General features: G+C 50.5%; 1 protein-coding gene. It reads right to left on the reverse strand.

Features of this window, described 5'->3' with window-relative positions; genetic code table 11:
* Positions 1-26,724, reverse strand: a complete 26,724-nt coding sequence (locus tag DXB92_RS06125) for an SdrD B-like domain-containing protein (RefSeq protein WP_117733169.1) — start codon at positions 26,722-26,724, stop codon at positions 1-3.
* Positions 26,725-26,753 lie beyond the last annotated feature (29 nt).

A 26,753-nucleotide genomic window follows, 5' to 3' on the forward strand; every position in this document is an offset into this window, starting at 1 on the left:
TTACTTTTTACGCCGCTTTGTCAGGATTGCCAGAAGCAGTGAGAATCCGCAGGCTGCGATCAAAATGGTGATGTGCAGTGTGGTATCTCCGGTTTTCGGCGTTCCCGAAATGTTTTGCTGCCGCGGAAGCGGTATCCGCTTTTTTTCAGAGGTCTGTGCAGAAACATCTGCCGCCGCCGTTGTCGTCGTCTGCGTGTGATGACCTGCCGCATGCTCTCTGTTTGCAGCTGTTGTGGTAGTCGTGACAGTGTCCCCGCTCACGTGATTTTTCCGCAATGTGGTCTGTCGAATGCTGGTGGAAGCACCCGATGTTTCGCAAGTGCTATTCACCGTTGTTTCAGTAACTGTGGTGGTTTGTGTCGTGGTATGCGTGCTGTGGTGTGTGGTCTGTGTTCCAGTCGATGCACTGCTGTCTGTCGTTCCCGTGCTGGTGGTTCCAGTCGTAGAAACTGTCGCAGAAGTGGTGCGGCTGGTCGGTGCTACAGACGTGGTATTCGTCTGAGATACCGTAGTCTGCATCGTTTGTTTCGGCGTTGTCTGGGTGGTAGTTTGAATGGTGGTATGTGTCGTAGTTGTCACGCTGGTCGGACCTGCACTGGAGAGTGTCACCGTTGCTGTAGTCTGCTGTGTTGTCGAAGATGTCGTGCGGTGTATTGCGGAAGTAGTGACTGACGTGCTGCCAGTAGTCGTTACAGTAGCTGTCGTGTGGGTCGTTCCCGTGGTTCGGGAAGTCGTCACAGATGTTCTCTGAGTGATACTGGTTGTGCCGGCGGTCGTTCTGTGACTGGTGGTATGTGTCGTGTGCGTGGTTGTTTTTGCAATCGTATGTGTTGCCGGTGATGCGGTGACTTTCGCTGTTGTTGTGTGTGATGTGCTATGGGTAGTCTGTTTCGAGGTTGTAACGCTGCTGGTGGTTTGTTTCGTAGCTGTAGTATGCGTACGTGTGGTTGCAGTAGTATGAGACGACTGCGTTTTCGCTGTAGTCCGTGTTGTTGTGGTGCTGGTTTTCGTAGTGCTTGCTGTAGTCCGTGCTGTTGTCGTGCTGGTTTTTGTAGTGCTTGCTGTAGTCCGTGTTGTTGTGGTGCTGGTTTTCGTAGTGCTTGCCGTAGTCCGTGTTGTTGCTGTACTGGATTCTGTAGTGCTTGCTGTAGTCCGCACGGTTGCCGTACTGGTTTCCGTGGTACTGCTTTCCACAGAGGTAGTTCCCGCAGATGCCGAAGTACTGGTCTGTGTCGTCGATTCCGTAGAAACTGCGGTTTCGGTTGTTGTCGTAACAAGATCTGTAGCCGTTGTTGTTTCCGTAGATTCTTCCGGATCACGATTCAGAAAGACATTCAGAAAAGCCATATCCTCGCCCTTGGCGATGTTGAATCCTTCCAGACAAGTTCCGGACGTGACGCCCTTTTCTTCCGGGATTCCCAGAATCATACAGCCGTCCAACGTGCGTTCCTCTGCACGAATCTCCACACTGCCCGACGATATGTCAGCATATTCTTCCGCATTGTATCCTGCCGGAATCGAATCGATCCACAGGCGGTATCCTGCCAGATATGTGACACCGTCCACCGTCACAGACAGCGGCAAGTCGTCGAAACGATATTGTCCGTCTGCATTGGTATAGGCAACTTGTTTTGCTTCAGGCAGCAGTTCCCACTTTCCGTTGCGGCGATAATACTGCCGGAGTATGATCTTCACATTGGCGATACCGGATTCGCCGTCGCTGATCTGATGATCTCGGTCTGCATCGTCCCAGACAATACCGGAGATCGATACATGAGAATCCTTCTGCACAATGCCGCCGTCATATCCGGTGACATCTGCCGCCTTTACAATGTCATAGTCCACGCCGCGAACCTGACAGCAATATGGTGTATTTCCGCTGAATGCTTTCGCCAGGATCAGGAATGTATCCGGCTCCTGCAGATCCAGTGTGCCGGCGATCAGATCGCTGTCCTTGTCGCTGTCGGCAGCCGCATGATATTTCGTTGCAGCATATCCTTCCGGCATCTCACAAAGCTGCATCTGATACCCCACTAAATATCTCTGACCGTCCTTTTCTATGTAGGTCGGCAGATTGTCAAAGCGGTAGTGTCCGCCAGATGCGGTTGCCGTTGGCGTGCCAGTTGCCACAGGTGTTGCTGTCGCTACCGGTGTGCCTGTTGCAACAGGTGTTGCCGTTGCGACTGGTGTGCCAGTTGCCACCAGCACAAAGCTGTCGTCCAGTTTCCAAGTGGTATCGCGGCTGTCGTAATAGCTTCGTGTCAGCTTGACTGTTGCGGTTGCAACGCCCACTTCGTTTTCGTCCTGTATGCCGTTGTAATTCTCGTCATTCCAGATGTAGCTTTCAATGGACGCGGTTTCGATTGCAGTCAAGCCGCCGTCATAATCCGTGTTGTCCTTTGCCTTGACAATGTCATAGGCATTGTCCCCCACGTTCCTGTCGTAGAAGTCGTTGCCGCTGGACGCTTCTGCCAGTATGATCACTTCGTCTGCATCTTCATACAAATGTAACGTATCTGCAAACAGATCGCTGTCCTTGGCTGTATCCTCTCCGATTCGGCACTTGGTCGCTGCGTAGCCCTTCGGCATCTCGCAAAGCTGTAACTGATAACCGGCAAGGTAACGCTCGCCGTTCCGTTCCACAAATGTAGGTAGGTTGTCAAATCGGTAATAGCCGCCAGATGCGGAGGCTGTCGGTGTGCTGGTTGCCACAGGTGTTGCCGTCGCTACCGGTGTACCTGTTGCCACAGGCGTTCCCGTTGCTACCGGTGTGCTTGTTGCTACCGGTGCACCCTCTGCAACCAATGCAAAGCTGTCGTCCTGCTTCCACGTCTTATCAGAATCATCATAATATTTCCGTGTCAGCTTGACCGTTGCGGTTGCAACGCCCACTTCATTTTCGTCCTGTATGCCGTTGTAGTTCTCGTCATTCCAGATGTAGCTTTCAATGGACGCAGTTTCGATTGCAGTCAGACCGCCGTCATAGTCCGTGTTGTCCTTTGCCTTGACAATGTCATAGGCATTGTCCCCCACATTCCTGTCGTAGAAGTCGTTGCCGCTGGACGCTTCTGCCAGTATGATCACTTCGTCTGCATCTTCATACAGATGTAACGTATCCGCAAACAGATCGCTGTCCTTGGTGCTGTCCTCTCCGATTCGGCACTTGGTCGCTGCGTAGCCCTTAGGCATCTCGCAAAGCTGTAACTGATAACCGGCAAGATAACGCTCGCCGTTCCGTTCCACAAATGTAGGCAGGTTGTCAAACCGATAATAGCCGCCAGATGCGGAGGCTGTCGGTGTGCCGGTTGCCACAGGTGTTGCTGTCGCTACCGGTGTACCTGTTGCCACAGGCGTTCCCGTTGCTACCGGTGTGCTTGTCGCTACCGGTGTGCTTGTTGCTACCGGTACACCCTCTGCAACCAATGCAAAGCTGTCGTCCTGCTTCCACGTCTTATCAGAATCATCATAATATTTCCGTGTCAGCTTGACCGTTGCGGTTGCAACGCCCACTTCGTTTTCGTCCTGTATGCCGTTGTAATTCTCGTCATTCCAGATGTAGCTTTCAATGGACGCAGTTTCGATTGCAGTCAAGCCGCCGTTGTGCGGTGCGACAGATTTCGCCAGATTTGCCGGTGCATATGTGGTACCTGCAATGGTAATGGTATGCTCCCGATCTGCATCAGTTGCCTTCGCCGCCAAAATGATGTGCGACTCGTCCTTTGCCAGCAGACTGCCGTCACGGGGATTCAGGAAACTGTTTTCCAGAGCCTGCTCCGATTCCGCATACTGCTTGGTCACCGCATAGGTATCCGGCACAGTTGCCAGATCCAGCCGGATCTGATAGCCATAGATGCGATCCTTGTTGCCAGAAGTGCTGTCATCTGACAGGTCTGCCGGCACGTGAACGTCCAGATCCGTAAACTGATACTCGCCGTGATCCACAATTTCAGAAACCTCACCAAATGCAGTATCCGGTATCCAGTTTCCGTTTTCATAGATCTCACGGGTCAGTATCACGCGAACCGAAGTTGCCACCGGCACTTCGTTGGAATTATACAAACCGTCATAGTTCGCATCGTTCCAAATGGTACCGCGAATCACGCCCTTGTCCTGCTGCTTGAGTCCGGCATCATAATGTCCGGTATTCTTGCCGCATGCAAGGTCTACTGCGTACATGGTACCGTTGCTGTCCGGAACTTCCCGTACAGAAGCACCATTCTGATTTCCGTTGGCATCGTTATACGCATTTGCCGCCGGAACAATGTATTCGTTCGCACTCGTCAGATATGTGCTGTCCAGTCGGAGGTCGCTGTCCTTGGTGCGGTCAGTTCCCACACGATACTGTGTCGCCAGATAATTGCCGCGGAGATTTTCCAGACAGAGCTGATAGCCTGCGGCATAATCCACATTGTTGATTCTCACCCAGGTGGGCAGATTCGCCAGTGTGTATTTGCCGTCTGCATCTGTGCTTGTGCTGGCTGTATACGCCGTGTCGTTCGGCTGCCACTGGCTGCCGTCATAATAATACTGTATTGCCTTGACGGTAACATTTTCAATTGCCGCCTTGTCCTCTGCGGTATTCGCCGCATCATCTGCTTCGTCCTGCATGCCGTCATAGTTGTGGTCGATCCAGATCCGTCCGGAGATGTCCCCTACTGCCAACTGTGTAAAGCCGGCATCATAACCGGAAACATCTTCCTTTCGGAGAATATCTCTGCCGTCCACTGCATAATCCGTGCTGTCCGTATCCGCAGCTGCACAAACAAAATAGGTGTCTTTCGTCAGATAACGGCTCTCCGCATCCAGATTGCTGTCCCTTGCGGGATCATCGCCCTGCCGGTACCAGGTAATGGTGTAATTGTCCGGCACTTCGCCTGTCATTTTCAGCTGATAATAGCAGAGGTAGGTTTCGCCATTTGCATTACAGAACGTATCCACATTGTCAAACCGGTACTCGCCGTTGGCATCAGAATCCTTCTGGAATATGCCGGTAGGCTGATAGTTGCCGTTGGCATCGCGGTAGTACTGCTCCAACGTAATTTCTACGCCGGAAATGTTTCCCTCGCCGGTATCCTGCAAGCCGTTGTAATTTGCATCGTCCCAGACACGTCCAACGATCTGTGCCTTTTCGACCTGCTTCAAGCCGCCGTTCCAGTCTGTCTGGGCTGCGGCATCTGCAATGTCATAGTCACTGCCGTTGTAGTGCTTTCGGTATGTCGAATCGGTTTCTGTCTTTGCCTCAGCAGCCAGAATCAGATACTGATCCGGTGCTGTCAGATAGAGGTTCTCGCTCTGATACGGATTTTCAAGTCTTTGGAATTTGCTGTCGCCGCCTGCCTTGGTAATGCCGTAGGTGATCTTACCGTCAGCGTCCTTCGGCAGTGCGTCCAGCTTCAGCCGATAGCCAGCCAGATACCGCTCGCCGCCGATCTCCACAAATGTGGGAACATTTTCGAAATGATAGTCCCCGTTGCTGTCGGTGTTTACAGTTGCAGTGTAATTTTGCTGTGCTGTCGGCAGCCATGTGGTGCCGTCCCAGTAATACTGCTCCAGCGTCATCGACAAGCCTTCCATGCCAGCTTCTTCCGCCGCCATGCCGCCGTCATAATCGGCATCATTCCAGATTCGTCCGCTGACAGACGTTGTCTGGAACGCCCGAACGCCGCCATGGTACTCGTTCTTGCTGTCACGGCTTTCTGTGATGTCGTAGATCGTATCCGTATTCGGAACTGCACTGTAAGTGCGGTCGTAATACGTGTTGTACTGCGGTGTGTTTCCGGTATGTTCTCCGGTAAACGGCTGTGCCTCTGCTGCAACGATCAGATATTCCTGCTCGCCCATGAGAGTGAGTTCGCCATTCTTCCAGTGCAGCTTGTTGTCGTTGGCAAGTACAGTAACTGCATTGCCGTCCGGCAGTGCATCTAAGTGCAGCTGATACCCAGCCAGATACCGCTTGCCGCCGACTTCCGCATAAGTGGGAATACCTTCAAAATGATACAGACCGTTGCTGTTGGTCACTGCTGTCATAGTCGCCGCAGTCTTTTTCCAAGTCGTTCCGTCCAGATAATACTGATACAGTGTCAAATTGAAATTGCCGCAGCCGCTTTCGCTAAAATCCATTGTGCCGTCATAATTGAGGTCGTTCCAGATTCGTCCGTCCATTGCCGCAGTCTGTATGGATTTCAGTCCGCCGTTGTATACGCCGTCAGAATCTCTTGCGGTAACAATATCATAATCGACATTGTCGTACTTCCGCACGTAGTATTCGTGGAATCCTGACTCCTTGCTTCCGAATGCACCGTGAACAGCCTTCTTTGCCAGCAAGATATACTCGTCCGGCTGGTTGAAGTCCACGGTCTGATCTGCATTCGTTTCCTGAGATGCTGCCAGCAGGTCACTGTTGATGCAGCTTCCTGTGGGATCCAGCACCTGATACTTTGTCACAGCATAACCGTCCGGTACCGCGTTCAGCCGCAGACGATAGCCTGCCAGATACATCTTTCCGTCAACCGTTACAAACGTCGGCTTGTTTTTAAACTGATATGCACCTGTCTTGGCATCTGTCTGAACAGAATCTTTCTTGACAAACTGCCAGTTTCCGGTATCGTCCAGATAATACTGATCCAGATAGACCGTCTGCTGTGTCGCCATTGCCGTTTCACCGGCTTCCTGCAAGCCGCTGTAATTCTTGTCGAACCAAACCACGCCCTGAATCTTTCCGGTTTCGAACGCTTTCAGACCGCCGTTATAAATGTCAGTCACGTCTGCATTCAATATGGAATCGTATTCCTTGTTTGTGACAGCATCAGTCAGATTATAGGGAGCGTTGCCTTGTGCCGGCTGTGCTGTCAGGAAGTAATCTCCATTGTCCGGTGCAGTCAGATAATTCGTTTCTGCGATCCAGTCGCTGTCTGTTTTCGTGTCATCTGTTGCCTGACGATACCGTGTCACCGCATATCCCGCCGGCACAGCCGCACGAATGCGGTAATATGCCAGCTGATCTGTGCCGTCAACCACAAAGTGGGTCGGCACCTTGGCAAACTGATATACGCCTTTGGCATCAGTTTTCACAGTCATGTCATTGTTCATGTGAACAAACTGCTTTACGGCAGCATCATAGCGATACTGTTCCAGAGTGACAGAAACGCCGCTCTTGCCCTTTTCACCGCTGTTCAGAATGCCGTTGTAATCCGTATCTTCCCAGATTTTGCCCTTTACTGCCGCAATGTTGCGTTTTTTCAGACCGGCATTCAGATTTTCATAATCTCTTGCTGTTACCAGATCATAGTACTTCTGCTGTGCAGTATTCGGCGTGTCGATATTTTTGATGTTCGTGCCGCAGACATATGCCCAGTTGTAATCCGTATACGGTTCTGCATCGTTGGACTGTGTGCCTGCCTTTGCCTCCCGTGCCGGAATCAGCATTTCGTGATTGCCTTGCAGCACAGTAACCGGCAGGTCACCTGTCCGCTGGCTGTCCTCGACACCATCGGCATCGGTCACATACAGTTTGCTGTAAACCTTTGACGGATCTGCATCGTTCCAGTACTTCGTTGCCGCATAATCTTTCGGCATTGTTTTCAGGAGTACCCGATAGCCTGCCAGATACCTTACGCCGTTCTTTTCCACATAGGTGGGAAGATTGCTGAACGTGTAGGTTCCATCTGTTTTGGTTTCGTGTGTCCGGAATGCTGCATTTTCCAGCACCCATTCGTCATTGCGGTAGAAATACTGCTGCAAGTGCACAACTGCCGGATTCTTGCTGTTATGATATACTGCTTCGCCGTCGTCCTGAATACCATTATAGTTGGTATCCTCCCAGACCACGCCGCTGACAGAGGCGGTTTCAAATGCTTTCAGACCGCCGTCATAGCCGTCATAATCCTTTGCCTTGATGTAATCGTAGGCATAATCATGATTTCTGTCGTGCACTGCTGCATCATCATAGAGAATGTACGGTTCAAAATAGGTGTTTCCGTCAATGCCAGCTTCTGTTTCCGGCTGGGACTTCTTTGCAGTGATGAAATAATCACCGTCAGCCGGAGAGGTCAGATAAGACGCAATGTCATAATCTGTATATCCTGCTCCGTGCTGTTCATTCTGTGCTATCAGATGGCTGTCCACCACTTGGGTTTCCGCATCGCCGTTCTGCCGATAGCGGGTAACAGCATAGTTTTCCATGCCGCTGGGCAGTGACAGCAGCTTCAGACGATAATGTGCCAGCACCTTTTCCCCATTGATTTCCGCATATGTGGAAACACCGGAGAATGTATACTTGCCGTCTGCATCAGTTTTTACAGTACGGTTTCCACTTGTTACCGGTACATAGGTACCATTTTGCAGAACATACTGTTCCAGCTGAACAGTCGCTCCGGCAATTCCCTTTTCATAGAATTGAGTCGTGCTGTCCTCTGCGGTCACTGTATTGCGGATACCGTCATAGTCAAATGCCTCCTGATATTCTCCGGCTGCATTTTTACCGTTGTCCTCCCACAGATAACCGGTTACTTCAGAAGTCTGAATCTCCGTAAAGCCGCCGCTGTAGTCCAGCAGACGCTGTGCTTCGCCGGTATCATAATGGGTGTTCTTATAGGCAATGACATTGCTGTTCTGGTTTGTCGTTTCTCCGGCAATAATAATGATGTCGTCTTCTTTATCATAGTTGTGATACGTTGCTGTGATATTGCCGTTTTCGCCATACTCGAACCAGTCATCGCCAATGAGAGAGTACTGCATATCACCGGTATATTGCAGGTCACTGTTTTCCGTAGAACGGCTGTTCGGATACTGCTTATACTTGGTGATCGCATACTTCTGGTACAGCTGGGGATTCTTTGCCGGATCAACGTACAGCCGATAGCCAGCAAGATATTCCCTGCCGTCCTTTTCGTAGTAACTGGAAACATTCTGGAATACATAAGAACCGGATTCCGAAGTTTTTATGTCGCGTTCCCCACCGGTAATGGCTACCCATTTTCCGGTATCGCCGTCATAGTAGAACGGCTGCAAGGTCACGGTCACACCCTCGATACCCTTTTCAAAGGTATCCCGAATGCCGTTATAGTTTTCGTCGTCCCAGATCCACTGTCCGATAAATCCACGGGAGCCGTCCACAAATCCCAGAGAAATGCTTCTGTTGATCTGGAAGGTCTGACCGTCATTTTCATACAGCGGCTTCTGGTTTTTGTCGTAAGGCACACCGGTCTGGAACGGCCGTGTGCGGAAATTGTTCACCGCCTTGGTCAGATCGTTATCATCTGATGTTTCCAGCGGATCGTTGTGCAGAACAAACGGCGAAGGCTTATACGGGATAACAGAACTGCCCTCATATTTTGCCACTGCCACATAGTTCTTGTTCGGATACAGACGGAACTGATAGTAGCCGTCTGTTCCCGTGTAGAATACTGCCGGATTGCCGTCGCCGTCAACGGCGATTTCCGGAGAGATATTGCCGTCTGCATCGACTTCGTGCATTTCCACCGTCACATCTTTCAGCTTCTGTTCGGCTTCCTGCATGATGCCGTCGCTTTCGATGGTGCCGTTGTTGTCTGTTTCATCGACCCATGCCCAGCCGCCGTAAGTGTATCCTCTGGAAACACCCAGCATATAGGAAGTCATGGCGGTGTCATATGCCTGATGCTTTGTCAGATCTTCTTCCACCGCATCTACATGAATCGGTGCCGTCTGTACGATCAGCTGTCCGGACGAAGCCTTTGTGTTGGCAATTTCGTTGGCAACTGCCGTTTGGTCATCTTCTGTTCGAATGCCGGTATAGACGACCTTTCCGTCACGGTATACTTTCAGTGCTGTGCCAGTCTGTCCCAGTTCCCGTGTTGTAACCGAGTACTGATCGTATCCCTGCGGCAGTGTATACCGCAGCCGGTAATCTCCCGGTGTCAGATTCGACAGCATGAAATAGCCCTGATTTCCGTAATAGTCGCTTTCGGTGGTATAAGTCACCGGTCCGTCAAACGTATACTGATAGGAATTGGTGTTGTTTTCTACAATGGTTTTCGGCTGACCAGTTTCCTCGTCAATGACAACATAACGTGTCTTTTCCGGATTCGGGTTACTGTCAGGATCCGGATCGGCAATCACTGCCTCACCGTTGACGTTGACGGAATAGCCCTTCTTCGTCAGCAGTTCCACCTTTACGCCATTGATACCCGGATCGTCCGGCTTTCCGTCAAAGTCAATATCGGTCGTCCATTTGCCGGTAGGCAGCAACCGTCCGTTGGCAGACATCTCATATTCTGCTTCGTTACACTGAGCGTCATAGTTGAGGTCGCTCCAGACATAGCTGCCGATATAGCCCTTTCCGCTGGGGGCAGAAATATAGGCACCGGCCTGTGTGTTTTCAAAGACCTGATAGTTCTTGCCGATCGCACTTGCAGAATCATAGCCGGAAGCAAAGGTGTTCCATTGTGTCACACCCTCTACCTGCTTGCGAATACTCTCCGCAGATGCTGCACTTTCATTCTCGTCCTCAGTTGTAGGTGTACCAACATACTTCGGCAGATTCAGCGGTGCATGCATCTCATAGTAGAGTTCCATACGGTTCTTTTTGTCCAGTCTGGTGTCGGCATTATTCATCTGTGCCCAGATCGCACGGATCCCCCGTACCAGCCGATCGTATTCGGCATCAGAGATCCTGCCGGCTTTGTGATCGCCGATCAGTTCAGACAGCTTGACAAAATACGAATTCTTTCCGTTTACATCTTGATACAGACTCCGGTAGAAATTGTTTTTCTCGGTATCCATCAGATCATCTGCCGGCTTCGGGAGGAGGCTGACATCCTGCAGCACATAGCTGCCGTTCTTCTTGATGATCGGTCCGACCCAGACGGTGTACATAGACGGATCCAGATTTACTGTACCGCTGGTGGATACCTGCTTCAGCTGCACGGAATCCGGAATCAGATAGCCGTTCCATTTCGAGTTACGTTTAGCTTCCGAATCTGTTGCCTTGGTGTCATCCACATACGGCAGCACATCATAAAACAGCAGTGTCTTATACTCGGTATCCGAATCTGAACTGTTCTGCATGGAAATGGAGTAAGAGTAATTGCCGCCCTCCTGTACCCGAACTGGAATTGCCGCCTTTACGGAATCCAGATCGGAAGTGGCTGTTTTCATTTGTGTGACATTATCGATCGAAAGCAGGGTGATTGCCTGTGATGTGATCGTCAGTGTCATATCGCCGCTGCTTTTGTTGTCGTTGACATCATGGCTGTCTACTTCATAGGCAACGATCTTGACTTTTCCCTGCTTGTCCGGAATATACGGCCGGAAAGAACCGTTTTTAAAACCATATGCCTTTGCCTGCATCAGTTCCGCAGAAACGATGTTACTGTTGCTGATGTCCAGCGGCACCATGAGTTCTACCACAATACGCTGTCCCGGCTCCAGAGTTCCGGAGAACTTGAAGTTGACGATCTTCCGGTTCAGTACATTGGTGGAGATCGGCTTTGTCACAAAGTAGGGGTTGGGGTTCTTCTGCGTGTCCATAGCGACTTCGGTGTTTGTCACGTCTGCATACGGGAGTTTTTCCACGTCTACGTCTTCCAGTGAAACATCACCGTTGTCTTTCAGGGAAACAAATTCACCCTTTTCGTTTTCAATATGCCATGTCCACTGCGGTATCACATCGTCCAGATTCTTCGCAGGCGTTACCACTTGATTGTCGCTGTTCTTTTCCGCAATGCTGGTGTAGTGATCGCCGACGAAATAACCGTCAATACTGCCGTTGGAGTCGTCCTGATACTGCACATACTGGAATGCGTCCGCAGAGAGCGATTCCAGATACGGCAGTGCCAGAGAAACCGTAGGATCAGACAGCTTGTCTGCCTCTGCATTTTTCCGGTTATACGTACTTGTGTTCAGCAGTTCCTGACTAAGATTCTTATAAGTCACTGTATATTTCAGCATCTTGCCGGTACCGCTGGAAATACCGCTGGTATTGGAATCCCATTTGTATTCCTTGTTTGCAGCACCGCTGAAATACTTGGCATCAATATCGATACCCAGCCACGGCAGCTGCGGATCCAGATAGAAACCCACTCTGGACGCATCACCGGAAACCGCATACTTGAAGTCATCGCTACGCAGGATCACGCTGGCGAAATGGTTGTTGTGTACAGAATTGGAGATAGACGGGTCATTCGGTGCAGTGGTAAATGCCACGTGGGGGCTGTTTTCCTTGATGCTTTCGCTCAGGGGTTCCAGACCATAGTGATACTTGTCCACATCGTTGCGGTCCTGTCTGCCCTCTGTGGTGTCGTCTGCATCTGCATTCACATACAATCCCTTCGGCACCGGAAAATATCGGGGTGCCTCTGCGTTGGTCAGCCGGACCTGAGTTCCGGAAATCGTTTCCGTAAAGCCCTCTGTCCGAATCACCCAACGCACCTGACGAATCGATTTGTGCAAATTGATGCTGTCGTTTGTGATCTGCTGCTTCAGCGTTTCGTTGGTGCTGTCAAAGCGCAGGTTGCCGGCTTCCAGTGAAATCGTCTGGTTTGCGTCCAGTGCATAGCCCTGTTCTTCGCCGATGCGTACCCACCAGCTGGTTCCCTTGCTGCTGTTGGCATAGGCATTTGAATAAATGCCGTCGTCCTGCTTCGTTTCCGGTGCAAGGAATGCTTCTTCATTGGCAGGGTCCGTGCTGATCAGAACATACGGATACACTTTCAGGTGCTTTTCCAGAATGTCATGAACCAGCTGCTGGTCTGCGGCATACTCGGTTTCCAGTGCACCTGCTGACGGAATTGCCCAGTTACCGGTAGAAATTTCCGTTACATTCGGATAAACCAGCTCTGAAACGTGAGGCAGCACGCCCGGTTTGTTGACCGGTGCCACCTTCGTGGTACCACGCAGCGTTGCGTAGTTTGCCAGATTGTAGTTGACCACGAATTCGTTTACCGATGCGGTATCGTTAGACACCTGATCGACATAGCTGACAGTTTTATAAATCTGCTTAATATGCGGGTCTTCCGCAATGACAATAGAGGAGTTCGGGTCGTTGACACGCACACGCTCATAGTTCAGATCTGCACGCACCGTGGTTTTCGGTGCAGTAACAGCAACTTTCGCAGAAGAAGCGGTCAGATAGATCTCACCCGGCACAACGCCGTCAAAGGGTTCGATCTCCGGAATGGCATCGTTCTTTGGACGGTTGGTATCCTTCACCCGCACCGCATTTTGCAGCTGCATGCCCTCCATAGTCTGTCCGGTGAAGTTGAAATCATAGGTATCATATACAATGTCACTTGCCGGCACTTCCTGCCGCTGTTTCTTTTCATAGACGATATTGCCGTAGTCGTTGTAGACATAGCCGTTCTTGTCCTGCTTCGGCATCAGGCAGCCGCCGCGGGTGTAGTACTTGCCGTCTGCATCACGTTCTGCAAACAGACCGTCCTTTGTAATGGCGAACTTGCCGTCTGTCTGTTCGAACGTTGCATAGACCTTGGCATAATAATCCTCCCAGCTGCTGTCCGTATCCGCCGGCAGTTCCAGATTGTCGATGCGTGTCTTGATCTTAAAGTTCAGCGTGCCATTGAAATAGCCCGCCGGATGACAGCCTGCCACATAGGTGTTGTCATTTGTGCAGTCGAAGCCGTCATCTTTCGGCGTGGTGATCTCGAATACCAGCGTTTCACCGCCACGCTTTGTGGCAGAATCTGCCCGTGTCAGTCCGTCCGCCGGATTTTCTGCCGGTGCAACTGCTCCGGCAAAGTACCGCTGTGTCAGCTCAATGCCCCAGCCGGCAGCCTTTGCCTCTGCCATGGTAAATGTCTGCTTTTTCCCCGACTTATCGGTGTATTCCAGATAGTAGTCGTCCAGCAGATCGTCCTCGTCCCAGTACCGTACATTTTCCGGCAGCTGGAATGTGACAACCATTTTGGCGTGGAAGATGCTTCCGCGATAACGATAGTCTGCCTCCGACTGGCTGGAAACCTTGGCACTGTACCAGAGAATATCACTGTAGTCAAAGTTTTCCCCGTTGTTCTGATACTTCTGACGGGTTTTCACTTCGTCCAGATCTTCCTTGTTTCCGGCAAAGCCCTTTTCGCCTTCTTCGGTCTTTTCAGCAGCTACCATGTTCTCCGCCTTTAAAGACGGAGTCTGCGTGCGGATCTTCAGCGTATTCACAACGCCGGAATCCTGCATCACATTGGCAGAAGTAATATCCTGGAAAAGCATATCACTGCTGTTGTCACGCAGTGTCACATCGCGGTTCAGTGCGGAACGAATTTCCTCCGACAGCGGCTTGTTCTTTCGGTACTCGTCCATTTCCATGGGATCGCTCTCGGCGTACCGGCTCATGCTGCCCAGCATATAGGTACCGTTTTCGTACTTATGGGTCAGCAGAACGTAAGGATCCGGATTGGTGGTCGAAAGTCCGTCATTGTCTGTATCCGGACGCATTGGCAGCGTATCCTGAGAGGAATCATAGTACACTCTCTCGCTGTAGTATTGCATCAGTACTTCCGTATCGGTTGCTGCAACTGCGTCCTTTCGCTTGTCTGCACTCCGGTAATCATACGTATCATAAGCGTTTACAGCTGCTCTCAGATTTACCGGTGAGCATACCTTGTATAAATTTCCGGAAATGTCGTTGTCCGTGATAAACTGGTACGCGTTCACTCTGCTGGAAACATAGGAATAGTTGTTCAGATAGTTTTTCAGCAGATCTTCGTCTTCCACGCCGTTGATCACATCGTCCGGCTCTGCATAAGTAAAGGTCTTGATGCAGAAATTATACAGACTGCCGTTCCGGATCGCAGCATCCTTTTCCCGCTTTTCTGCCAGTTCCGCCGCGGTCATTGCCTTTTCGGTATCATTTTCCTCCCTGGCAAAAATCTGTACCACATACCGCTGTGTGGAATCGTCATAGTAGACTTCGGTATCATAGAGTGCCTTCTGATCTGCCAGATTGGTAGTGGCATCTTTGTCGTACAGTTCCCAGTTCAGAGGCTTGTCATTCTTGGTGTTGTCCGTAGTATAACGGGAGCCGTCTGCCGCAACCGGAACGATACCATAGGGCAGAATGTTGGTGATGACCGGCAGAGAGAGCGAACCCTTTTGCCCGCCGTCTGTGCCATAGCTGTGCAGCGTCTTTTCATTGTTATAGCCGCGTATGCCGACACTGCCGCTGTAGCCGTACTGGTCCCAGTAATAATTGTTCTCCACATGAACATTGATCCAGTTGACTTCACCCTGTGTTTCGGTGTAGTACTGCTCCACATTTTTGCCGTACATCTCGGTTCCATTGCTGCCAACAGTTTCGCTGATGGTTGTCCAGCTGCGTACCAGAGGTTTCCGCAGCACGGCTCTTGTACCAGTTTCGGCAAAGAACATGGTCGTGCCGCTGGAATAGCGGTCGATGCTGTCGTTGTTGGTGAAACAATAGCTGCCGTTTTCCTCTACCGTTTCCTTGTTCTGGATGTTGTAGCCGTTTACTGACGGCATATTCGGAGAGGATGCCAGGTATTTCAGACTTCCAAGCTGTCCGTCGCTGTCATACCAATACCAATACAGCGGACTCCAGAGGTAATCCATGCCGTACAGCTGGTTATGCTTGGTCAGCGTCTTGGTAGAACCGTCCCAGTGATCGATGTCATAGATCTGATAGTACAGATGATTCTGGCTACCCTCTGCCACATAGGGCTGGGTGAGAACACGATCGTACCATGTGCCGCTTGCCGTATCGGTGTATACTCTTGCCGGAAGTGTCACCCGTGTGATATAGCCGAAGTCGCTGCCCCTGCCGTACCATTTTTTCAGTGACTGTTTTACAGTGATCTTCACCACATACGGGGTGTATTCCTTTGCGGTATAGTATCCGTCTGCACCGTCTGTGATGCTTGTGTTCTGTGCCGCATCCCGCATTGCCTTTGGTGCAAGATACTGCGGATTTTTGTCTCCCGGTTTCTGAATGATCTCTGCGGTAACATATGTCCCGTCGATCTGGGAGAATGTATCTGCTTTCGAGTCGCCGGTGTTGGTATACGCCAGTATCTCAGATGTATCCAGCGTCCCGTCTGCATTCATCACCGGTTTCATGCCATAGGCATAGGTATACAGGAATGTCACGCCGTCCAGATCCCAGTCGCCGTAGTTGTACGCCTGGAGCTGTACCTTGACATCTTCATCATATTCCAGCGCAGCCGCACCAGACCGGTCTGTTACCTCATGTACACTATTATAATAGGAGTTTAATCCATTTCCGTTGGAGTATGTTCCGAAATACGGGGAATTCGGGTCGCAAAGCACATTGGTGTGGTCGCCGTTTGTCTTTTCGTACTGGATATTGCTTGTTACAAATTCCGAGCTGGTAGCAAGCCATGCCTTTTGCAGGTGCAGACGTGTCTCGCTCCATACAACAGGTGTATTCTTTGCGACCTCCAGATTTGCCCAGTCTGCATGATTCTTGTTCCGCTTGCCCATTGCCAGCTGGAACCAATCTCGGTTTGCACCGCCTGCCATGTACTTCACGGTCTGGGGCAGCTGCTGGAGCTGGTCAGCCGTTTCGATCATGGAATTGGCAGTATATTTCACCGTCTGCATATTCTTTGCAGTCTGTGAATCCTCGTCCAACAGCGTGTTGTTCTGTCCGCTGATGCTGCCGCTTGTGGTGGAAGAACCCGGAATGTGTGTAATGGTCTGATCCAGAAATTCCCACATATCCACCTGTGTATTCTTATCCGCACTGAAGCCAATATCGTGCATCAGATAGTCCATATCCATCTGGATACTGCTGTTCTGCACCTGCTTGAAATTACTCCAGACGTTTCCGGTATCAGAGAATCCGTCGGTCAGCATCGGATAAAGTTTGCCGTTCGTAGAGGAACTATAATAATTATGATAAATACTGTTCTGATAATACTCACCAATGCGGGGGAAATATGCCGGGTGCAGTCCGGTTCCGTCTACTGTGGATGCCGCAGCATCATTTGCATAGGTAGACGCGGTATACACCATAGGCAGGTTTTCTTCCCGAATGGTCGCTGAGTAGCAGAACTCGATCTGTTCTCCCGGCTGCAAAACGAAGTCCGCATCGGGAGCATCTTTGTAACGCAGGCGCAGTTCATACACGGTAAAGGAAATCTGATATGTGGATTTCTCGTCCGGTTTCAGATCGTTAAATGCCTTTTGTGTTGCATTGGTTGACTTGAACCCGTCAGTATAGGTCATCTTTCCGCCGCTGTCATAGCCGGATACTTCTGTGGTCTTATTTGCCAGATACAGCTCAATATTGCTCAGATCCTTCTCGTTGCCGTCAGCATCCAGCAAACGCAAATTGGGTATGCTGTCGCCGACCCCATACGAACCGTACAAAGTCTTGGCAAAATATTCCGGTACCTTATCATAGATCACCGGATTGATGAGCCTGCCCTCCTCACCTGCCTGTTTTCCGCTGCTCAGTGCGGCCAGGTTGTTTTTCAGTGTTACCTTCTGCCAAACAGTATCGCCCGGACGATAGCTTGTTTTCTGTGCTTTCTTTTCCTCATACGCTGCCGCAGCATCGCTCTCGGAAGAAAATGTCTGGGTGTGGAACGATGCAATGGGGTTTTCCCGATAAACCTTAGGATTCAGGACTTTGGTGTCTGTCAGGTATGCCGTGTGCTCTGTCGGTGTTTTGGCAGATGCCACACTGCTGCCACTTTCAGTCACCGTCACTGCATTTTCGTTTTCACTGTGAATGTGCTCATAGGTGTTGGTGGCTGTGAAATACTGGGTATAGGTATCTGCCTTCACGCCTGTGCCGTCTGTGACATCCTGGTATCTGCCGACACCGGTCAGCGTTACATTTTGGAGTGCCACCTTCGTTTTTGAGGTACTGCTGTATGCAGTCGTGGTGTCAAATCCCTTGAGATCATAATAAATCCAGCGAACACCCACTACATTCGGCAGATCTGCATTTGTCATTTTTTCTTCTGCCGCCTGATCTTCGGTACGGGATGGGTCATATGCATAGGATTTCCAGGTCACCTTTACGCCGTTTTCGTCCGTCTTGAATGCAATGTTTTCGTCTTCTGCAAACCGCGGATCTGTACTCGGCTCTGCAACGGCATAGAGCACTTCCACTCTGCCGAACTTGTCTGCTTCCTCCGGAACTGTGTAGGGCTCCGTCAGTTCAAAGCCGCGGTAGAACATATCGCCGCTGTCCTTGGAACGCTTTTCCAGGAAAGAAACGTCTACCGTGTAGGTATCGCAATGGTGACCGGTTTCATTGTACAGGTCGCTGACTGTCAGCACGGCACCCTTTCCGTCGTAATTCTGCCTGATGTCGTTTACCTGATAGGAAAGCGTTACCGGTGCAGCAGACTGATAGGTCAGTTCGTTCTGCACGTGTGCATAATACTGTGTCTGCTTGTCTGCATCTGCCTCGGTATACCGGTAGTAATAAGACACGCCTGCACGGTCGGTCGTTGTCTTGTTCCAGTAGTATCTTCTGTCTGCATTCGGCAGATGTGTTGAACTGGTGGTATCATAGATTGCATACTGCGGATAGCCGTGCTTGGGGGCAGCATGAATTTTGAGATCCGGTGTGCCCACAGTGACAGCATCATAGCTGCCGTCGTTTTCCGTCAGCTGTGTGGTCACACGCAGGTAAACCGTTTCACCCGGCTTGATCTGGTCATCGAATTTTGCACCCTTGCCCAGTTCTGCCACCAGCCGCCGGTATGCAGTTTCTGCCGGCTCTGCTTCTGCTGCTGCAAGCAGGGCATACTTGACACCCTGTGCCGCTTCGATCGTCGTGCCGCCGTCTGACAGAGCAGCGTGAATATCCGCAGCCGGAATATTCTCCGCGGCATTTCCCGTTGTCAGAACTTTTCCGTCTGCATCTACAACGTCCCAGCGAACGATTCGCTGTCCCTTTGGAACAGAGAAGTCCACTGTGGTATGTTCCAGCGGAATCAGTGCATCGTTCGGCGTGTTCACCCGAATGGTATACTCTACATAATCATACGGCATCAGGTGCAGATAGTCCACCTCATCGATGTTTCTGGTCTTGGAATCCTGATCGTACATCTTTGTGCGGGTGACTTCTGCGTTCAGCATACCCGTCAGATTCTTGACTGTATAGTCTGCCTCTTTCTTGCTGCCCTTTGCAGAACCGTCCGTATTCTTATAAATATAAGTATTGGCATTGGGGTCAATGGAGGTAAAGACTGCCGAAAGCTGGTTGGTGGTTATCTGCTCCGAATAGCTGTTGGGATCCTTTCCAAAGGTCGGCGTGGAATTGGCATTCCACTCGTCACCGATGAAATCGTCCGGTGTCCGGTCGACATAAACGCCGTCATACAGGAATGCACTGGTGTTCTTGGTATGATCCGCCGACAGGTATTCCCCGTCACACAGCACAGTTCTGCTGTCATTTCGGTCTGCCTTTTTCGCCTTGAAGTCCAGCTGGAAGCTGTTGACATATGCCTTGACATAGGTTTTCTGATTAGTCGTATTGGTATAGGTTCCGAGAACGCCGGGATCTGCCTGATACAGCTGCCGCAGAATCTGTTCCACATCAATGGTATAGACTTCCTCGCCCTGTACGGTTTCCGTTGTGCTGACATGCACCACATAGATGCCGTCTGCCATGCCGTCTACGCCGGAGCCTTTTACCACGTTCACCGGAACGTTCGTGCTGCCCACTTGGAGTGTCAGATTTGCCACGCCGAACCAGTTGTCGTCCAAAAGGAATTTCGGCAGGTAGATATGCTCCAGCCGGTATCGGCTGTCCATGGTGTTGGTGGTAGCCGCACTGTCAATACGTGCAGCCGCCTCCTGCCCAGTCGCATTCTGCTTGTCCTGATTGAACAGCTTCACGCGGAACAAGCCGCGGTTCGGTGTGTTGTTGTCGCTCTGGCTGTAATCATAGTACAGCTTTTCCGATACGCTGCCATTCTCCGTTTGCAGCTGATACCCTGCCCGAAAATCGATCAGGTAGCCCATGATTATCGCATTGTCCGACTGCTTGTAGATTTCCTTGTCCGGTTCATAATCTGTGGAAACACTGGTTTGAGCAGTGTTCTTTCCGTACATGTCATCGTCTGTCTTGTTGATCGCATACGGCTTGCCCTGCACCAGAATATCCCATGTATTGGTATTGTGATAATCTGCCTTTTCCTTGTTGGTCAGTTCCGCAGAATAATCCCCTGTACCCGGAATATCGTACATGGTCATGCTGTAGTCTGTCACAAAAGTATCTTCGCCCAGAACCACAACATATTTTCCGCCGTCCTGTTTTACGGTATAGGTCGGTTCGATCTGCGGCTGGTTTGCTCCGGTGTCCGCATCGTCTGCGTTTCCCTCGATGCTGCCGCCTGCATTGTCCCCGTTATCTGTGTTGTCCTGCTGTTTCGGTGTGTACTCGAAATAAATGTTCCAGTCATCGGTTTCGCCGTACATCTGTTTCAGTTCAGACACCGGAACAGAAATGGTCTGTGCCGTTCCGACAACGTCATTGTTCGTGTTCTTCGCATTTATGGTGAACACAATGTTGTCGTCATCTCGGAAATACTGATAGATCTCTTTCTTGATCTGAAGTCCGGTAGTCAGAAAGCCCTTGTATTCGTAGTCATCATCCGGCCGAATCTGCGGCAGGCTGTCGGACAGCACAACCTTGTCCGTGAAGGACAGCTTATTCACCCAGTCGTACTGGTCGGTACGGGAGTACGGGCTGTTCATTACCCAATGGTAAACATTGTTATTCGGTGCATCGTGACCCACACCGCCCCAAGTCGTGTTGACGTGAGATGTAGGAATGGTGCTTTCTTTGGTGTTGCCCTTCCGATAAAAACGGATCGCGAAACTGTTGTCCTTTCCGAATTCTGCATTGCGGTTTTCCGCTGTAGCGGGAGTTTCGCCGACACCCTTTTGCACATTGTCCTCATCGTTGACGATATGCACACGTGTGCTGGACTGCAAATGCTTTGCAGTATAGTCGAATATCTCATAGGTCCAATAGTGTCCACAACGATAATAATCATAGTGACTGGTCCAGGCATAATACTTGTCTGTGAAGGACCAATCCGACTTTTCCTTGTCCGCACCGGAGTCTGTCCGCACCTTACTTCTGCCATTGGTGGTTTTGCCCACAGTCACATCCGCATGTGCCGTGGCAACTGCCTCGTCCATGCGGTAGAAACGTCCGGTAACTTCAAACATTCCCTGTGTGGAAGAATCCGTCTGGTCATACCAGATGCCATAGTCCGGCGACTTTGCCGTTTTGCCGTCATTGTTGACAGTCTGATAGCGGTTGATGTCAATGGTCACAACGACCTGTGTCACCGGATTTTCCGGCTTCTTTCCGTTATAGCTCTCCGGCTTCTTATAATAGTTGGCATCGTCCGCGGAGAACATGTCCGCATCGCTGCCCAGCAGATTCAGCCGTGCAAAGCTTCCGTCTGCATTGCTCTCGTTGGCTTCATAGAGAATTTCCTGTCCGGAACGGGTACGCTTGGTACCGTCTGCATAGATTGCTGTAACCGACTGAACATAGTCTTTGGCACGGGGGTCAATTTTCAGATAGTACGCATCGAATGTGTTCGACGGCAGGTCTAATGTAATATTCACAGTTGCCGCCGTATTCAAAGATGCATTGCGCACATAGTCATACGACTGGTGTTCCTGTCCGGCAAGGGTCGGCTTTGCCTTGGGCAGATTGTTCCCTGTGTTCAGATACTGGCGGAAGTCCACAGCGAAAGAACCGATGGATTTATAGCCGATCTCCAACTCGGAGTTATCCGCACTATCTCCCCACTTCTCTTTTTCAGAGAACAGATAACCGTCTGCGCCGTGTATATGCTTATCGCTTCTCCAGGAGCAAGTCGTCATATTTTCTGTGGGCTGGGCATACTTCTTTCGCAAATGTTCCACGGCACTGGCTGCTGCGGTGTACTTCTTATCTCCGGCACTGGCATCTTTATAGAATGCCATAACAGTGGTGTCGAAATACATCTTGGAAACATAGATCGCCGTGGTGTCTTTCTTCGTTACAATATACTTGTCCTTATCGTATGCTTCTGTGATATAGCCCTTGGATTCCCGGAAGCCGTCCAGATAGTTATGTGTATCTACTTCCAGCGTATCGGTCTTTCCGAACAGCGAATCGTCATAGCCGTCAAATTCAATATACCGCTTTTCCGATGCGGATTTGTCCACCAGCTTTACCAGTCTGCCGTTCAGTTCCACCTGTGTCAGGTTCTCGATGCCGAACGCCGGGAACAGTCGCGTGTCTGTATCTCTGGTAAATGTCAGTGCACCGTCTGTATATGTATAAATGGTATCCGGTGCATCTTCCGTATAAAAACCGGTAACCTTTCCGGCTTCGTCTGTTTTCGGCAGCAGGGTTACGGTTTTCTCCTGATCGTCCGCATCTTTACCAGTCAAAATGATATTGTCAAATTTGCCGAACTGATCGATCAGATCCTGATAAATTCGCAGTTCTGTAGTATGGAAACCAGTTCGTGCTTCTCCCTGCTTTTCATAGGGAACCTTGGCAATGATCTGGGTATCGTCCAGTACCGAGATGGTTTCATTGGCAAATTCCGCACGCAGCAGAAAGTCACGGTCATACGGCACGCCGAAAATGGTTTCATTTCCGTCCGTGTTGCCCGATGCCGCACGTGTAGATTCTTTCTGATCGTTATAGTAAATATGGGTGTTGACGCTGAGCCCCGGGCGGTCTACATGGAATGCCACAGATGCGGATTTTGCCTGATTTTGCATCAGTTCATGCTGCGGTGTCACCGTCATTTTCGCAGTCAGGTCATCAAACCAGTCACTTGTGCCGTAAATACGCAGTTCCGGTGCATTGCCCTGCTCCGCAGAAAGGTCGCGTTCCAGATCGGCATAGGCGATTTCGATATTCGCAAGGTATACGCCCTGTGCTTTCCAATCGGACAGGTCTACTTCCAGTTCCCCTGCCGCATTCTTATGCTTTTCCAGTTCTTCCAGAGAAATGGTCTTTACCTGTGCAGGACCGGAAACACCCTCCGGCAGGAATGCTGTCAGCTTAATGCTTTCGATTTTGCCGCTCTTGGCATAGTTGGAGGAAATCGTCACCTTGTCCGACAGATAACCCTTTACGATTTTCGCATTGTCCTTTTCCGTTTTCACGCCTACGCTCTGGAGATCAACAGAAATCAGCGACTTCCCCGCCTTGGAATAGCAGTCAGAAGCTACCCCATTTTCCAGCAGGAAGCCATAGTACAAGTTGTCCGCCTTATTCGGCACAGTCAGACTCTTATTGCTGGTTTCCTTGGTCTCCGGACGATTGGCGGAGGGGGTGATAATGAGATTGGTCTTGGCTACCTGCATGGTTGCTTCGGAAGAAGTTCTGGACGCTTCGTTGATGCTGCCAATTACCTCGAATCTCGCCGATGCTTTCAGATCACCGACCCAATCTGTCGAGCCGTACAGCTTCAGATTCATCTCCTTGAGATTGTCCAGATCTGTATTTCCGTAGATGCGTGAGAAAATGATCCGCACGCTCCGCAGACGCTGAATGGTATCCGGAACGGTATACGTAACATTGCCGTCTGCATCTGCGGTCAGGGCATCAGAACCGACCGTCAGACTGGGCACAATATTTGCCTCGGTGTCTGCGGTATAAGTTGTATTATCCCAGTCGAAAAGTTCAATTTTTTCGATGGCAGCCGCCCGTCCATCGCCGATGCCGTTCAGGACGATTTTTCGGGTGTCAAAGCCCTCTATGTCTTTCAGACAGTCTGTCGGTTCATTGCCGACACTGTCCATATTAACTTGCAGCAGTGCATGAGAACTGGTAGAACGGGAATTGTTGGTCAGCAGGAACTGATACCACGTCTGTTCCGTTTTGCTGCGGTTCGGCACAGCCAGTGTCGGATAAACGGGATACGCTATTCCGTTTTTATCATACTGGACAGACTGCACCGCAGAGGCTTCTGTGCCGTCCTTGCGAATCGCATGTACGCTCGCTTTCAGCTCCGGCAGCACCTTGGACACGTTCAGTGTGACGGTATCCTCCTCCGTCTGATCCAACGCGGTCTGGTCATGTTCGCCGAAGCTGTATGCCGTTTTCAGCACGCCATGCGGAGTGATGTCCCTTTCTGTGGTAGGCGTTCCGTGAATCTGCACATAGCAGTTCCCGTCATCTGCTGCATCAGCAAGCGGAATGCTGTCGCTGATACGCTGAAAATACACGGTCATGCCAGTGAGATAGGTCAGTGTGTTCCACGCAGACTTTGCAATTACCACATTGCCGTTTGCATCAGTACCGTAATTCTCCAGATCGTCCAGCGTAATATCCGAATCGACCAGTGTTTCTCTGTTTACCACCTTGCCGTGCAGTACGATCTTCTCGATCTTTGCCTTCTTCAGCAGGTTCTCACTGAGCAGGATTTTCGAGGCGACCAGTCCGCCGGCAGTGTAATCCTCATCGGGATACAGACCGGTGATGTCCAGTGTTGCCGGACTGATCTCGGAAATGCTGTCGTTGGAAATCACAAAGCGAGCCGCCGCGGTATCGTCATTCAGGGAAACCGTCTGCGGATTGCCTTTCTGCACCAGATCACCGATCACATCTTCATAAACGCCTACGCCGGTCAGTGCCGGTTTCGCCTGTTCTGTGCGGATAACAGCATTTGCCTGTGTGACTTCTTTCGGCTCCGAAACCCACTTGCCCTCGCCGTCCTCCGATGCCGTCGGCGGCTGGTAATAGTGCACTTCGTAAGAGGTGTCGATCTTGTTGTCATATGTCCACAGGTGCGGAAATGCACCACGCATGGTAATCAAACCGTTGAACTCGGTATGGCGTGGGATCTCCTCCCGAAATACAAATTCTACCTCGTTGCAGAATGTCAGACCAGTCTGGTTGGTCAGCACGTCGCCGATTTCCAGTGTCCAGTTCTTTTCTTCTGTCACGTCGGCATCGGTATCCTGTTCCAGATGCAGCCCCAGTTCGCCGGCAGTCTTATAGACCACATCACCGTTTGCATCGGTAAAGCCAAACCGGATAAACTGGTTGATGTCTGTTCCGTCTACCTTGAACCAGTCTTTCAGCTGAATATCCGGATAATGCACCGTGTCATTTTTCAGGCAGATCTGGATTTCCTGAAGACCAAAATCTTCCGGCACATGGTCTGTAGAAACTGCGTTAAATACCGGGATATTACCGATACTGTTAAACCCGTCCAGATAGTATTCATCTACTGCACCGATACCCACTGTCTTGTCTGTCACTTCGTTGCCGTCTGCGTCCTTGACATACTTGTGGTGAGTAAAATTCTCCCATGTGTGCGGAGTGAAGTTAGTAGAATCTGAATACTGTTTCGACCAGTGAATGTTGCTGCCGCCGCCGAATGAAATTGTTGTGGTCAGTCCGGAAGTGTTTTCAAATCCGGTGCTGCTGTTAAAGTTATTCGGATATGGGATCGCAACCATGTATTTTCTGGCAAAATAATGCTTTTCATTAGGATCACTCTGGTTCAGTTCTTCTGCTTTCTCCGCAGAATACAGGGTATGGGACTTGTCCGATACTTCCTTTTGCAGAATAATCGTACCTGTACCGGAATAGCCATATGGGATAGTTTCCGCAGGGATATTCGAAAAATGTTCCAGATCCCACTGGGTTTTCCAGTCCGGTGTATCGGTGACATCATAGACCAGAATGCCGCCCGCATTGGGCTTTCCGATAAACTCATGATGCTGGTAAAAATCAGCCGAAAAATCTTTGTTCTGCGTGTCCGGATTTTCTTTTTCCCAGCAGAGAAGATCTTCGTCCAGAACGCTCCGCATCTTGTCCGCATTGTACTGTGCCTGCAATGTGATCAGATAGTTATCGATTGTACTGTCCAGTTCTTCTGAATCATTCTGCACTGTGACCTCATACACCATGTAGTTATACTTTTGCCACATGACAGCATTGTCTTTGTTTGTACTCGCTTCGTTCAGCTGCACAGTAGGAACGCTTTCAATGGTTGTGCTCCACTCCAAGTTGGAGTTGACAAATGTAACCGTACGCTGGATTTTGGTGCTGGTGTCCAGTTCATCGGTTGACCACCCGTTGCCGATCTGCGTATTGCCGGAATCATACAGCCCGTCATAGGAAAATTTCATTTCCAGTGTTGCCGCAGCATTTTCCGGAATGCTTACCGCATTGCTCGCCGTGTAAAACTGCATGTCAAACTTCGGCGTACAGTTTCCGCTAAGGGGATCATAGGCATTTTTCAGAGTGATTTTTCCGCGGACATAACTGTTGTTTTTCACTTCCGCTCCGCTTGCATCATAGACTGTTGTCGCATTGCCGAAAGTGCTCTTGTCGTTCAGCTTTGCTTCCATGCCGATATACTCCCCTGCCTGCTGTTTGGCAAAAGGAATTTCCTCCAAGCTGTTCACCTGTACCAAAACGCCGCTGTCGTCCCAATACAAATACGGCAGCGTCAGTTCCAGATTCTGCCCGCGAACATAGCCTGTGGAAAAATTCGGGACAATATTCACAGTCAGCAGTGTTTGTTGCTGCTTCTGGATCATGTAGAAGCTGCCGACACCGTCATTGGTTTCCGGCGTCAGCGTTGCACCGTTTGAGGTAACGGCTCCGAAACCAACCTGAAATGTGCTGGAATTTCCCAACGCTGCTGCCGCCGCAAAAATCGTTCCCCAATTGCACGAAGTCAGCACCATTACGGCTGCCAGCATGCCATAAATGACACGCTTCCATATACTGATTTGTCGATACATTGCAATTCCTCCTGTCACGTGACACCATT

It is taken from the genome of Ruminococcus sp. OM06-36AC, assembly GCF_003438725.1.
GTDB classification, from domain to species: domain Bacteria; phylum Bacillota; class Clostridia; order Oscillospirales; family Ruminococcaceae; genus Ruminococcus_C; species Ruminococcus_C callidus.

Excerpts from the sequence above, each read along its gene's own strand:
- DXB92_RS06125 (WP_117733169.1), bottom strand. The coding sequence starts at position 26,724 with ATGTATCGACAAATCAGTATATGGAAGCGTGTCATTTATGGCATGCTG.